Source organism: Roseburia sp. AF15-21 (assembly GCF_003479505.1).
GTDB lineage: Bacteria > Bacillota > Clostridia > Lachnospirales > Lachnospiraceae > Roseburia_C > Roseburia_C amylophila.
This window is the reverse complement of sequence record NZ_QUHG01000006.1, coordinates 65480-80638: the sequence shown is the minus strand read 5'-3', so window position 1 is coordinate 80638 and position 15159 is coordinate 65480. Positions and strand designations below refer to the sequence as shown.

Here is a 15159-nt window from a genome sequence, read left to right as displayed (position 1 = left end):
AAAAACAAATATAAAGCATGTTTTGACTTAAAACTATTTACCTTCGGGTCAAAGAGTGCTAGTCTTTGACAGAACCAAAAAACAAAAATAAAAATTGAAAACAAACCCTTGTGACAATGGCGTCAGGACAGGATAAGACTGTCTTGACGCTATTTGCGTTACTAAGAAGGGTAAAAAAATAAGAAAGAGAGAGGGAAACATCATGACAGAAGAAATGCGTATGGAATCCGATTCAATTGGAACAATGGAAGTGCCAAAAGAGGCTTATTATGGCGTACAGGCTTTGCGGGCAAAACAGAATTTTCCGATTACAGGACAGCGTCTGCATCCTGCATTTATCCGTAACCTTGCAAAAGTAAAGAAGGCAGCGGCACAGAGTAATCGGAATGCGCTGACGCTTCCGGCAGATAAGGCAGAAGCAATTATAAGAGCCTGTGATGAAGTGATTCGTGGATGTTTTGCCAATGAATTTATTGTAGATGCTATTCAGGGTGGTGCCGGAACCAGTGCCAACATGAATATGAACGAGGTGCTGGCAAACCGTGCCAATGAATGGATGGGAGGAAGAAAAGGTGATTACAGCCGGATTCATCCGAATGACCATGTGAATATGTCCCAGTCAACCAATGATGTGATTCCAACAGCCGGAAAACTTACGGTGCTGGAGCTGTTAAAACCGCTGCTGGCAGAGCTGGATGGACTGGAGAGGGAGCTTCGGATTAAAGCAGCAGAATTTGATGGAATCTTAAAAATGGGAAGAACGCAGCTTCAGGATGCAGTACCGATGCGTCTCGGACAGACCTTTCATGCCTATGCAACCATGATAAAACGTGATTATGACCGGTTAAAAGAAGTAAGATGTGAAATGTTTACTGTAAATCTGGGAGGAACCGCAATTGGAACTGCCATCAATGTTTCTCCGGCATATTTATCTAACGTGGTGCCGACACTGGCAAAGATAACCGGTTATCCACTGAAGCAGGCAGAGGATTTATTTGATGCTACAGAGAATCTGGATGGATTCGTGATGGTATCCGGTGCACTGAAAGCATGCGCCGTAGACCTTTCAAAAATGTGTAACGATTTAAGACTGTTATCCTCCGGACCAAGAACCGGGTTTGGTGAAATTAACCTTCCGGCAAGACAGAATGGTTCTTCTATTATGCCGGGCAAAGTAAATCCGGTTATTCCGGAAGTGGTAAGCCAGGTAGCGTTCCATGTCATTGGAAATGACACAGCAATTACCATGGCGGCAGAGGCAGGACAGATGGAACTGAATGCTTTTGAGCCGGTGGTATTTTACAGCCTTTTTGATTCCATCGATACTTTAAAAGAAGCGGTTGAGACACTGACAAAGAATTGTATACATGGAATCACAGCCAATGAGGCACACTGCCGCAGTCTGGTAGACAAGAGTGTTGGAATTTCCACAGCACTTTGCCCGTATCTTGGATATAAGGAATCTGCCGACATCGCAAAGACAGCACTCCGGGAGAACAAGAGTGTAAGAGAAATCGTTCTGGAACGGAAACTGATGAGCGAAGCAGATTTAGAGCATGTGCTGAATCCGGAAATGATGACAGAAGTACATTTTGAACAGAGAAAAGCAATGTAGCCAATATAAAAATAACAGAAGCAGCGTCACGATTGAGGAAAAACGAAAGTTTTATTCCACGAAACCGGATGCTGCTTTTTTTCTGGTGGAATAATAGAAGAAAAAATTTCATACCTGCATGCAGATTTAACGAGTGCTGAAATAATTTTAAGAACGCACAAAGATACAAAACAGTCTGCATTTTATTGAAAAAAGCGGCGGATTATATTATGATATGAAGTATAAAAAGTGTGTAAATAATAAGTAAAAACAAGTAGGAGAAAAACATATGGAAGCGTCCAAAGTATACTATACCAGTTTTAAAACCAGCGGCTCAGAAAATTTGTTGCAGAAGCTGCGTCGCCTTTGTATTACAGCTGGAATGAAAAATATTGATTTTGAAGATAAATATGCAGCAATTAAGATTCATTTCGGAGAGTTAGGAAATCTTGCATTTCTGCGTCCGAATTATGCCAAAGTAGTGGTGGATCTTGTAAAAGAATGTGGAGGAAAAGCATTTCTTACGGATTGCAATACCCTTTATGTAGGAAGCAGAAAGAATGCACTGGATCATATGGATACAGCATATGAAAACGGATTTACACCATTTTCCACCGGATGCCATGTGATTATCGCAGATGGACTGAAAGGAACGGACGAAGCACTGGTTCCGGTAGACGGGGAATATGTGAAGGAAGCCAAAATCGGAAGAGCCGTGATGGATGCAGATGTATTTATTTCCCTGACACATTTTAAAGGACATGAGGGGGCCGGATTTGGCGGTGCTTTAAAAAATATTGGAATGGGCTGTGGTTCCCGTGCCGGAAAAATGGAAATGCATTGTTCCGGAAAACCGGCGGTAGACCAGAGCCTGTGTGTAGGCTGTGGAGCCTGTGTAAGAATCTGTGCCCATGATGCACCGCATATCACAGATGGCAAGGCAGGTATCGATGAAAGTAAATGTGTGGGCTGTGGCAGATGTATCGGCGTATGCCCAAAAGACGCAGTCAATCCAACCAACTGGGATGCTTCCAATCTTTTGAATTACCGGATTGCAGAGTATTCCAAGGCAGTCTGCCAGAACCGCCCGTGTTTCCATATTTCGCTGGTATGTGATGTGTCACCGAACTGCGACTGCCATGCAGAAAATGATATTCCTATCATCCCGGATGTAGGAATGTTTGCATCCTTCGATCCGGTAGCACTGGACATGGCATGTGCAGATGCCTGCAATAAGCAGCCGGTAGTACACGGCAGTGTATTGGAAGAACAGATGCAGCATGTTCATGAGAAAGATCATTTTCATATGGTGCATCCGGATACCAACTGGGAATCCTGTGTAGAGCATGCAGAAAAAATCGGACTTGGAACCCGGAACTACGAGTTAGTCCGTATTTAAACGAATTTCGATACGGAAGAGATTTTATGTATTGTTTTCGTTTTCCGGATTTATCCAACGATTTCCAAAAGCAGAACACAGCTGCTTCTAATTCAGACATTTTTATTTTTCTTATAGCGTCCTGTCTTTCCAATGTTTGACAGTATACTTCCGGCGGTTCGTCTGCATACGGATACCATTTATGCAGTCTGTTAGGGACTCTTAGAATTTCGACAGCAACCGGCAACGCTGGCGCAGGGACGTGCCAGCGAGGCGCAACTGAACATGGATGTGAATTTGCGCCGGTTGCCGCAAAATATAGATTGTATATCGAAATTCTTAGAGTCCCTTGCAGACATAATGTTGGTATCCGTAGCAGACGGACAGTCGGAAGTATCCGGTCAAAGCAACCGGAAAGACAAAACGGCAGAAAGCAAAAATGTCTGAAAGAAGCAGGCGTATTCTGCTTAAAAGAAAATCTAATGGATAAAACCAGAAAACAAAATTACAATACCCTAAAAATTTCTTTCGCATCTAAAATAGAAAAAAAGGAGAACAATATGAGGGGACAAAAAATAAGAGCAAAGCTACAAGCACTATTACTGGCAGCATGCATGGGGGTATGCAGTCTGCAGGTAACAACAGCATCCGCAGCAGAAGAAAAGCCGAAGTCGGTGGATATCGTATTTACCCATGATACCCATTCCCATTTGAACAGCTTCCGTACGGTAGTAGATGGAGAAAATGTGGAAGCAGGCGGATTTGCACGAATCAAAACAGTCATTGATGAGAAGAAGGAAGAAAATCCGGATACGCTGGTGGTAGACGGTGGAGATTTTTCCATGGGAACACTGTTCCAGACAGTTTATGAAGAAGAGGCATCTGAGCTTCGGATGTTAGGCTATCTTGGCTATGATGCAACGACCTTTGGAAACCATGAATTTGATTATCGAAGCAAAGGCTTAGCGCAGATGCTTGATACAGCGGCAGCCAGTGGTGATGTAGTGCCGTCCCTGCTGGTCTGTAATGTTGACTGGTCAGAGATGAATGATGAGAGACAGCTTTTAAAAGATGCCTTTGATCATTATGGTGTAAAGGATTATGAAGTCATCGAGAAGGGCGGTGTAAAAATCGCATTACTTGGAGTATTCGGCAAGGATTCCCTTTCCTGTGCACCAACCTGTGCTCTTGAGTTTAAAGACCCAATCGAGGCGGTGAAGGAGACTGTGGCAACCATAAAGGAAAAAGAAGATGTGGATATGATAGTCTGCCTCTCCCACAGTGGAACCAGTGAAGACCCAAAGAAATCCGAGGATGAACTTCTTGCAAAGGCAGTGCCGGAGCTGGATGTTATCATCAGCGGACATACCCATACCACATTGGAAGAGCCGATTATACAGGGAAATACTGCAATTGTTTCTGCCGGAGAGTATGGAATCAATGTTGGAACCATGCATTTAGCACAGAATAAGGAAGGACGCTGGGAGGTAGAAGATTATAAGCTTATTCCAATCCGGCCGGATATAGAGGCAGATGAAGCAGCCCAGGAGAAGATAGATACTTTCGAAGCCAATATTGATGAAGTATATTTAAAACAGTTTGGATATACTGCATCGGAAGTATTATGTGAGAATGAATATGAATTTGCATCTGTAGATGATTTGTATGAGGAACATACGGAGCACAATCTGGGGGATCTCATGGCGGATGCTTATATTTATGGGGCAACCCATACGAAGGATTATGACGGCGAAGAAATTGATGTGGCAGTCGTTCCAAGCGGAACTGTCCGTGATACCTATGTGCCGGGGGATGTTACGGTAACAGATGTCTTTAACTCCTTTTCCCTTGGAATCGGGGCAGATGGCGTGCCGGGTTACCCGCTGATTAAGGTATACCTGACCGGAAAAGAATTAAAAACGGTAGCAGAGATTGATGCTTCCATTTCCGATTATATGACAACAGCAAGACTTTACTGCTCCGGACTGAATATGACCTATAATCCGAACCGTCTGATACTAAACCGGGTAACAGATGTATATCTGACGAAGGATGATAAGAGAGAAGAAATTGAAGATGACAAATTATACTGCGTCGTAGCTGACCTTTACAGCGGCCAGATGCTTAGTGCAGTAACGGATATGTCATATGGACTGCTTTCCATTGTGCCAAAGAATGCAGATGGAAGTAAAGTAGAAGATTTTGAAGACTGCATTATTTATGATGGTGACCAGGAATTAAAGGCATGGGTATCCATTGCCCGCTATATGGAATCCTTTGAAGAAGGAGAAAATGGTATTGCAGAGATGCCGGAATATTATAACGGACTTCATGACCGCAAGGTGGTAGATGATGATAAGAGCCTTGGCGCAAGACTGAAAAATCCGAATAAATATGCAGCAATGATTGTGGGGGTTGTTCTTGTGGTACTCCTTGTTCTGATTTTCATAATCGTATTGATTGTCAAAGTCATACGCCGCATCCGCAGAAGAAAATTGAAAAAAAGTTAACACATGAGTGGAAGTGTGGTATGCTATAGAACAGATGAAAAAAGTTTGGAGTAGTTAGAAAGTGCGAGATAAATTTGACCTAAAAGAATTGACAAATGAAATACCTTTGGGAGAGTTCTTAAAATATGAGGAGCCGGTTCTGGTATCGAGAACTAATGCGGTAAGTGGAAAACTGCTGCTGGCTTCGGAAATGTCGAGGTTTGATACGGTAGGTTATGATTGTGCAGCTGTCTGTATCAATGACATGTATGCAATGGGAGCAAAACCACTTCTCTTTTATGATAATATTTCCTGTGCCCGTCCCAAGTTTGAATATATCCGGGACATGGAAGCGGGTATGGAAAATGGCTGCCGGCAGGGAAATGTGACTTATGCCGGAAGTGAAATTAAGGAGCTTTCCGATATTTTCTCCTATGACCAGTATGATCTGGTTGGCTTTATTGCCGGAGTTGTAGAGAAAAAGAAGAAAATAGGAATAGCACCGGTGAAAGCTGGAGATGTTATTATTGGACTTCCATCCAATGGACTTCATAATAACGGCTATGTGGCAGCCAGGAGAAAACTATATCTGACGAAAACTTCTATGGAAATCTATTATGAATCATTAGGTTCTACGTTAGGAGATCTGCTTCTGGCACCGACCCGTATGTACCGGGATGCCATGGAAGCATTGCTTCAGAGTGAGATAGAAATCAAATCCTGCGTACAGGTGGCTCATGGAGGTATTGATAAGGCAGTACATACTCTGATGCATAATGCTGCCGGTGCAGTGATAAAGCAGCGGGAAGAAGATATTCCACCACTTTACGATATGCTGCATAAAGATGGTAATATCAGCAAAGAGCAGATGAGAAATATTTTTAATATGGGAATCGGAATGCTGATACTGGTGGCAGAAGAAGATACAGACCGGGTGGTAGAACTGTTAGAAGCAGCGGGAGAAGAACCGGTGGAATTAGGTCTTGCAGAGACAGGCTCGGACATTGTACGATATATATAGCCAAGGTGAAGGGAGAATATCATGAGTACACAGGACAAACTGGAGAGGGTATTACGGGATATACATGTATTAATATCCAGAAGTGAACTTTATGACAATACCGGTGAGAAGATTATTGTTGAGAAGAAGAAAATGTTTGAATATCTCAATCATCTGAATGCCTGTATTTACGAGATGATGGATGAATATGAAGTGACGCAGCAGAGCAGGGACAAGGCAGAACGGGAGGCACGCAAAAAAGGCGATGCCATGATTTTTAAAGCAAGCCGGAATGCTGAAGATGTCTATGCAGCCGCTGTGTTGTATACCGATGATGCCCTTCAGCGGGTACAGCATATTATGCAGGATACAACAGATGCCCTTCAGGATATTCTGAAGAAAGCCCAGGATGATATGAAGACCCAGAAGGTGGTTATCCGGGAGAACCAGTCAGAGCTTAAGAGCCAGCTTCAGGATATGGTAGATACCGAAAAGTATCTGAAATTAATCGAAGAACGTAACCACGAACTGGAAAAGGAACGTGAAAAGGAGAAGAAAGAGCCGAGGGAAGAAAAGAAATCCTCATATCAGGCAATCAAGCCGGAAATCCGGATTAATCCGGAATACTTTAAGAAAGCAGGAATTCCTTTAGAGGATGAAGAACCGGAGGAAGATGCGGCCGAAGGAAAGAAAGAGATTCCGGAAGTTACGGTGGATCTGGATGCAGAGTACTTCAAGTGGAAAGCAAAAGAAAAAGATAACAAAAAGAAATAGAACTACGTAAACCAAATTGCAGGAAGGACTTTAGAGAAGTTCCTCCCTGCAATTTTTTAATTTGTCATATGTGGCAAGAATATCCACATTTCCTTTTTCCAATTGTTTTTTAATAATCTCAATATAGATGACGCCTTTGTTTATTAATTTTTCATCACCGCTGTTGATGCAGGATTCCAGATAAGCAAAGAGTGGATTCTGAGTTTCGCAGTTGGCGGCAAGCTCAGCGAGTACTTCTTTGCTGGTAGATAACTCTACCAGATTAATTGGCTCGGTCTGGATAATAAACCCGCCGGATAATTCCTCCGAATAGAAGGTATCGTCTTCTTTGGCAGTATGAATAAAAGGAAGCAGGCTGGATTTACGCAGGGTGCTGACCTGATGCAGATTGGCAAGTTCTCGTATCATGCGGTAGAGAATGAAACCGGCGGCAATTCCATAGAGAATAAGAAAATACATCTCACTGGTGAGCACCGCAAGCTTCCGGTAACCGATGATGCCAATGACAATTAGGGCAAGCAGGCAGGCACAGGGGCGGAACCACAGGCTGCTGATTAATGCTTTCCGGAAGGAGGATAAATCTTTTTCCTTTAAAGGAATAAAGGTATAATGCTTCTTCATAAACAGTCCTTTCAAAAATAATCAATCATAAAACAGATATTTTCACAACAAAATGCTATGAAAGATACGGATTTAGTATAGTATAACACAATTTTAAATGTTTTTTAAGAAAAGTACGCTTTTCCTATTAAGAAAAATCTGATACGCTATAGATAATTATGAGGTAGTTTATGTGTTCGCAGTATGAAGTATTCAAAAATCAGTAAAGATAGAGCATGAGGACAGGAGGACGAAATGAATATACTGGTATGTGATGATGATAAAGAAATTGTAGAAGCAATCGAGATTTACCTGCAACAGGAAGGCTATCATGTCTTGAAAGCATATGATGGAGAACAGGCACTGGATATGCTTAAGAAAAATGAGGTGCATCTTCTGATTATTGATGTCATGATGCCGAAACTGGATGGTATCCGGGCAACTTTAAAGATTCGGGAGGAAAGCAGCATTCCAATTATTATTTTATCAGCAAAATCCGAGGATTCTGATAAAATCTTAGGACTTAACATCGGTGCTGATGATTATGTGACCAAGCCCTTTAACCCGCTGGAACTGGTAGCAAGAGTAAAATCACAGCTTCGCCGTTATACCCAGCTTGGCAATGTCAGCGAAAGCAATGAGACTGTATATCAGGTTGGCGGTCTTATGATTAATGATGATTTGAAAGAAGTCACTGTGGATGGTGAATTAGTGAAGCTTACTCCGATTGAATATAATATTCTTCTGCTTCTGGTAAAGAATCAGGGTAAAGTATTTTCTATTGAACAAATTTATGAAAATATCTGGAATGAAGATGCAATTGGTGCAGATAACACCGTTGCTGTTCATATCCGTCATATCCGTGAAAAGATTGAAATTAATCCGAAAGAGCCAAGATACTTAAAAGTAGTATGGGGCGTTGGATATAAAGTTGAGAAGAATTAACGAAGGAAAGCAAATATGAAGAACAGACACTATGGAAATGTATGGAAAAATACCATTATTCTCCTGCAGTTACTGTTTTCTGTCCTGCTGCTGATGTCCGTCTTTATGGTAGCGGCATTAAACGGAAAGCATATGATAGACATGGATAATCTGACGAATCAGAGCTATGTGGATTCCAGTTACTACAGCTATGTCTATGAACAGAAGGTAACGGAACTGACTAATTTCTTAATGACCCGGAAAAATTTTGAGACCAACGGGGAATACGATTCGGAGAAACCGGTCAATGTTATCAAATACGCAAGAAGCGGCATTATCCGTAACGACGCAGAAGAAAGCTATACCATGACACTGGTGCGGAATGGTGCCTCGGCATACTGGATGTATGATGACAGCAGTATCTCCAACGCAGAAGAGTATGACGGGGAAAATGACAAGGCACAGTTTGAAAATTATACCTTAAGTGATCTGGTGGCATGGTCGAAGGAAGGATATGTGCAGTATGCCGATAAAATCGAGGAAAAATACCTGCCACAGAGCGGTATTTCCATTGCCCAGGGCATACAGGAGGGCAGGCTTACGGAAGAGGAAGGCCAGGAGCTGTATCAGGCACTGGCAAAGACTTTGGACCGTATCGGACAGGAAGAGACCGCATATCGGAAAGCATTAAATGAATTTGACGATTCCGAGACGAATTTATCTTATGTCTTTATTGAAAATGAGCAGGTTATCTACACAAATATGTTAGAGGATACGGAAGAAGATATCACCTCTTATGTATTCGGAGACAAAGCGCATAACCTTTTAGATTACGGAAAAGAAAAGGGAAGTTATCTCTACTGTAATGATAAGGATTTGAAATTCCGCAGCAATGTAAAGGGAATGGAAGATTATTATTACAAATACATCGACGGAACCATGTCCGGCATTGGAAATAATGCAGTCTTTCTGGTAGCGGTAGATACCACATTTCCAAATGAAGATGGCTTTACAAAAGCAAAATCAGAATTTATGACCCTGCATCCGTGGGGTATGATTTCTATTGTTACCATTGTGGTAAGCCTTTTAGGCTGGATTGTAACACTGGTTTATCTTACCCTTGCAGCAGGACGCAATAATAAGGATGATAAGATTCATTTAAACTGGATTGACCATATTAAGACGGAATTTTTCTTTTTGATATTTATTGTATTTTCTGCACTGATATTGGTTTTAAGTTTTTCTGCGGCATCCTATGAGTGGGATATTCCGGGAATGCTTGTGGTAGTAGGAGTGATTTCCTTTATCTATGACGGCATGTTCCAGATTTTCTATACCAGTGTTATAAGGCGTATGAAAGCCGGCGTGTTCTGGGAATACAGCTTTACCAACTGGGTATATGTCAGCACTTTGCGAGTACTTGGAACATGGAAAGCATCGGTGCGTGTCATTGTTACCTTTGTATTTAATGCGTTGTTATTTTTGTTTTTGGCGTATCAGTTCTTTACAAGAAGACATTTGTTAGGTGGAATTCTTCTGGCACTTCAGATTATTGTTATCGGTGTAATCTATCTCCGGGATGTAGTACAGAAGCAGGAAATCATGAAGGGAATCAGACAGATTACGGAAGGAGATTTATCCTATAAGATTCCGTTAGAGAATCTTCACAGCGACAGCAAAAAGCTGGCAGAGGCAGTAAACAGCATTGGAGACAGCCTGCATCTTGTGGTGGAAGAGAATACCAAAAACGAGCGTATGAAGGCAGACTTAATCACCAATGTATCCCATGATATCAAGACACCGCTGACTTCTATTTTGAATTATGTAAACCTTATGAAAATGGAGAAGCCGGAAAGTGAGCGGATGCAGAATTATCTGAATGTACTGGAAGAAAAATCCCAGCGGTTAAGGCAGCTTACAGAAGATCTGGTAGAGGCATCACGAATCAGCTCCGGAAATATTACACTTCAGATGACAAGAATTAATTTTGTGGAACTGATTTACCAGACTGCAGGTGAATTTAATGAGAAATTCGAAGCCAAGGATTTGACCACGATTACAAAGCTGCCGAAGGAATCCGTTGTCATTATGGCAGACGGCAGACGAATCTGGCGTGTGGTAGAGAACCTTTATAACAATGTGGCAAAATATGCCATGGCACATACCAGAGTCTATGTGACCATGGAGACATCGGAGCAGAAGGTAATCTTCTCTATTAAAAATATTTCCGAGCAGCCACTGCATGGAAGTGCGGCAGAGCTGACGGAGCGTTTTGCAAGAGGAGACGAATCCAGAACCACGGAAGGAAGCGGACTGGGACTTTCCATTGCCCAGAATCTTACCACGATTATGGGCGGAACCTTTGAAGTAACTCTGGACGGTGATTTATTCTCTGTTACCATTACCTTTCCGCTGGCATAATAAGGAACCTTGCAAACCGTGGGGAATCCTTGAAAAGGGTTGATTTTTAACAGACGTTTCTTTATAATAACGAATTAGAAAAAGAGTATCGGCGGTGGCTTTTTCCCCGCCGATTTCTTCCTATATAGGAAGAGGTATAAAATAGTAATCAGTTCAGAAAACAGGAGGAAACATTCATGAAGTTACATGAGACAGGGGCATATCTCGTAAACGGATGTACCGTAGTAGAAGACAATAGCGAAGCATCCGCAGCTATTGCATCCATGACAGGCACTGCGGTAAGCAAAGAAGAAGCAGCAAAAAATACCATTGCATACGGTATTTTAAAGGACCACAACACATCTGGCAGCATGGAGAAGCTGAAAATCAAATTTGATAAGCTGACTTCCCATGACATTACATATGTTGGAATTATCCAGACAGCCAGAGCATCCGGACTGGAAAAGTTTCCAATTCCTTATGTACTGACCAACTGTCATAACAGCCTTTGTGCAGTAGGTGGAACCATCAACGAAGATGACCACATGTTTGGACTGACCTGTGCAAAGAAATACGGCGGAATCTATGTACCACCTCACCAGGCAGTTATTCACCAGTTTGCCCGTGAAATGCTTGCAGGCGGCGGAAAAATGATTCTTGGTTCTGATTCCCATACCCGTTACGGAGCACTGGGAACCATGGCAATGGGCGAAGGTGGACCGGAGCTTGTAAAACAGCTTTTAGAGCAGACTTATGATATCAATATGCCGGGCGTTGTAGCCGTATATTTAACCGGAGAACCGGTAAAAGGCGTTGGGCCGCAGGATATCGCACTGGCAATCATCGGTGAAGTATTTGCCAATGGCTATGTAAAGAATAAAGTAATGGAATTCGTAGGACCTGGTGTTGCAAACTTAAGCGTAGATTACCGTATCGGCGTAGACGTAATGACCACAGAGACTACCTGTCTTTCCTCTATCTGGGCAACTGATGAGAAAGTGAAAGAATTCTATGACATTCACGGAAGAGTAGAAGAATACAAAGAATTAAATCCGGGACAGGTTGCTTACTATGATGGCATGATTGAAATTGACTTAAGCACCATTCGTCCAATGATTGCAATGCCATTCCACCCAAGCAATACCTATACCATTGAAGAACTGAATGCAAACCTTATGGAGATCCTGGATGACTGCGAGAAGAAAGCACAGGTAAGCTTCAATGGAGCAGTAGACTTAAATCTTAAGGATAAAGTCCGCAATGGAAAACTATATGTAGACCAGGGAATCATCGCAGGCTGTGCCGGTGGTGGATTTGAAAATATCTGTGATGCAGCAGACATCTTAGCGGGAAGCAGCATCGGACCGGATGAATTTACCTTAAGCGTATATCCGGCAAGTACCCCAATTTACATGGAACTGGTGAAAAACGGAGCTGTAGCAAAATTAATGGAGACAGGAGCAATCGTTAAGACTGCATTCTGCGGACCATGTTTCGGCGCAGGAGATACACCTGCTAACAATGCATTCTCCATCCGACATTCTACCAGAAACTTCCCGAACCGTGAAGGCTCCAAGGTACAGAACGGCCAGATTGCATCCGTAGCATTGATGGATGCCCGTTCTATTGCAGCAACCGCAGCAAACAAGGGATATTTAACCGCAGCAACTGATGTGGATGTGAACTTCAGTAAGCCAAAATATTTCTTTGATAAGACCATATATGAGAACCGCGTCTTTGACAGCCATGGTGTAGCAGATCCATCTGTAGAAATCCAGATGGGACCAAACATCAAAGACTGGCCAAAGATGGTAGCATTAACCGATAACCTCATCTTAAAGGTAGTATCCGAGATTCATGATCCGGTAACTACAACCGATGAGCTGATTCCTTCCGGAGAGACATCTTCTTACCGTTCTAACCCGCTGGGACTGGCAGAGTTCACACTTTCCAGAAAAGACCCTGCATACGTTGGACGTGCGAAAGAAGTACAGAAGGCAGAAGCGGCAAGAGAAGCAGGCGAAGAGCCATACGCAGTGCTGCCGGAATTAAAGGCAGCTGTAGATGCAATCCGTACACAGTTCCCGGATATCAATGAAGAGAATACCGGAATCGGAAGTACCATTTTTGCAGTAAAACCAGGCGACGGTTCTGCCCGTGAGCAGGCAGCATCCTGCCAGAAAGTATTAGGCGGCTGGGCAAACATTGCCAACGAATATGCAACCAAGCGTTATCGTTCCAACCTGATTAACTGGGGTATGCTTCCATTTATCATCAAAGAAGGAGAACTGCCATTTGCCAACGGAGACTATCTCTTTGTACCGGAAATCCGCAAAGCAGTAGAAGAGAAAGCTCCGGAAGTAAAAGCGTATGCCGTAAAAGACGGACAGTTAACCGAGTTCTCATTAACCTTGGGTGACCTTACTGACGAGGAGAGAGAGATTATCCGTAAAGGATGCCTCATTAACTATAACCGGAAATAAAATTCCGGAAAAAGAAGGAGAACGGAATGGAAGAAGATAAGAAAAAGAGCGGGAAAACAGAACATGGGATGCGCTGGTACATCAGCCTTGCAGTGCTGGTATTTGTACTGTTCTGCTGCTGCACAATGTTTTTCTTTATGATATACCGGTACAATGGTGTCTCAAAGGGCTGGGACACTATAATGAGGGTATTACAGCCGATTACCTTCGGACTTGTGATTGCATACCTCATTAATCCAATTATGAAATTCTTTGAAAAGCATTTGCTGCATTTCTTAGAACCAAGAGTGCAGAAAGAGAAGAAGTGCAGGAAGATTGCAAGGAGTATTGCAACCGGTGGAGCGGTAGTTGTCTTTGTATTAATTGTAATCCTGCTGTTTGCCATGATGATTCCGCAGTTAATCAGCAGTATTTCTGGAATGGTAAATTCCCTGCCAAAGCAGGTGGATTCATTTATTGACTGGTTCAATGGACTGACAAATTCAGATAATGAAATCATACAGTCATTAGAAACGAACATGATGGATATGGTAACGTACCTTGAAAACTGGGTAAAGGAGTCTTTCCTGCCAAACATCCAGACTTACATTACATCCATTACCAGTGGTGTAATCAATATGGTTAAGGTGCTGATGAATGCAATCATCGGACTTATCGTATCTGTTTATGTGCTGATGACGAAGGAGAAATTTATCGGTCAGTCCAAAAAGATTGTATATGCCATTTTCAAGCCGGTGCGGGGCAATGTAATTATTGACACCTTCCGGAAGAGCAATGAAATATTCGGTGGATTTATTTCCGGTAAATTATTGGATTCCGCCATTATCGGTGTATTGTGTTATATCTGTCTTCTGATTATGAAGATGCCATATACCCTGCTGGTTTCCGTATTTGTGGGACTGACTAATATTATTCCGTTCTTTGGCCCTTTTATCGGAGCAATACCGAGTGTTATTATCATCGCACTGGCAGACCCGATTAAGGGAATCTATTTCCTGATATTTATATTTATTTTGCAGCAGGTAGATGGAAATATTATCGGACCGAAGATTTTAGGAGATTCCACCGGACTGAATTCCTTCTGGGTGGTATTTGCCATCATGGTAGGCGGCGGACTCTTTGGAATCGGCGGAATGATTCTTGGTGTTCCGACCTTCGCAGTCATCTATTATATTATCGATAAGACCGTGGATTACTGTCTGCGGAAACGAAAGCTGCCGGAGGATACGGACGAATATATCTGCCTGGAAAAAGTCGATGAAAAGACCAATGAAATCGTACTTTTGAAGGAGCCGGTAGAGGAAGCCTCTGAGAAAAAGGAACTTCATATTCCATCTTTAAAGAAAAAAGAGAAAAAGTAAATTCTGGTAAAGAAATAAATAATCCGGAGAATGATAGCAGATAAAATGTTATGATTCTTCGGATTTTTTACTTTATAGGAAATTGCTTTCCTGTAAAGTAAAAAACGCTCCGCAAGGATGCGCACTGCGGCGTATAAGGTAGATGTCGCAAGCGAC

The 15159-nt window shown here is 42.5% G+C and carries 11 protein-coding genes; 10 read left to right on the top strand and 1 reads right to left on the bottom strand.

Annotation, left to right across the window (positions count from 1 at the left end; genetic code table 11):
• The first annotated feature begins 202 nt into the window (after nt 1–202).
• The 6 genes from DWW33_RS10035 to DWW33_RS10015 all read left to right on the top strand — a co-directional run bounded on the left by DWW33_RS10035 (nt 203) and on the right by DWW33_RS10015 (nt 7235).
• Nucleotides 203–1615 carry an aspartate ammonia-lyase gene (locus tag DWW33_RS10035; RefSeq protein ID WP_118639426.1) on the top strand — a complete coding sequence of 471 codons (1413 nt, stop codon included), beginning with the start codon at nt 203–205 and terminating at the stop codon, nt 1613–1615.
• 268 nt (nt 1616–1883) lie between these two features.
• The gene (locus DWW33_RS10030; protein ID WP_118639425.1) at nt 1884–2993 is read left to right on the top strand and encodes a DUF362 domain-containing protein; all 1110 of its coding nucleotides are present in this window, start codon (nt 1884–1886) and stop codon (nt 2991–2993) included.
• Between the two features lie 264 nt (nt 2994–3257).
• Nucleotides 3258–3419 (top strand): hypothetical protein, encoded by a 162-nt coding sequence (locus DWW33_RS15695; protein ID WP_158552118.1) that lies wholly within the window; start codon nt 3258–3260, stop codon nt 3417–3419.
• Nucleotides 3420–3532: 113 nt separating this feature from the next.
• Nucleotides 3533–5482 carry a bifunctional metallophosphatase/5'-nucleotidase gene (locus DWW33_RS10025; protein WP_118173479.1) on the top strand — a complete coding sequence of 650 codons (1950 nt, stop codon included), beginning with the start codon at nt 3533–3535 and terminating at the stop codon, nt 5480–5482.
• A 61-nt stretch (nt 5483–5543) separates the two neighbouring features.
• Nucleotides 5544–6482 carry a phosphoribosylformylglycinamidine cyclo-ligase gene (purM, locus tag DWW33_RS10020; RefSeq protein ID WP_118177324.1) on the top strand — a complete coding sequence of 313 codons (939 nt, stop codon included), beginning with the start codon at nt 5544–5546 and terminating at the stop codon, nt 6480–6482.
• Nucleotides 6483–6503: 21 nt separating this feature from the next.
• Entirely contained in the window at nt 6504–7235 is a 732-nt protein-coding gene (locus DWW33_RS10015) for a hypothetical protein (RefSeq protein ID WP_117698888.1), read from the top strand.
• A gap of 30 nt (nt 7236–7265) precedes the next feature.
• On the opposite strand, the gene DWW33_RS10010 is transcribed toward DWW33_RS10015, so the two are convergent.
• Nucleotides 7266–7856 (bottom strand): hypothetical protein, encoded by a 591-nt coding sequence (locus DWW33_RS10010; protein ID WP_022242853.1) that lies wholly within the window; start codon nt 7854–7856, stop codon nt 7266–7268.
• Between the two features lie 234 nt (nt 7857–8090).
• On the opposite strand from DWW33_RS10010, the gene DWW33_RS10005 reads away from it, so the two are divergent.
• The 4 genes from DWW33_RS10005 (at nt 8091) to DWW33_RS09990 (ending at nt 15003) form a co-directional block, all read left to right on the top strand.
• On the top strand, nt 8091–8780 hold the full coding sequence (locus tag DWW33_RS10005) for a response regulator transcription factor (protein WP_022242854.1): 690 nt from the start codon (nt 8091–8093) through the stop codon (nt 8778–8780).
• 15 nt (nt 8781–8795) lie between these two features.
• Nucleotides 8796–11180 carry a histidine kinase dimerization/phospho-acceptor domain-containing protein gene (locus DWW33_RS10000; protein WP_118639424.1) on the top strand — a complete coding sequence of 795 codons (2385 nt, stop codon included), beginning with the start codon at nt 8796–8798 and terminating at the stop codon, nt 11178–11180.
• Between the two features lie 176 nt (nt 11181–11356).
• Entirely contained in the window at nt 11357–13642 is a 2286-nt protein-coding gene (locus DWW33_RS09995) for a hydratase (protein WP_118639423.1), read from the top strand.
• A gap of 26 nt (nt 13643–13668) precedes the next feature.
• Nucleotides 13669–15003, top strand: a complete 1335-nt coding sequence (locus DWW33_RS09990; RefSeq protein WP_242995133.1) for an AI-2E family transporter — start codon at nt 13669–13671, stop codon at nt 15001–15003.
• The last annotated feature ends 156 nt before the right edge of the window (nt 15004–15159 follow it).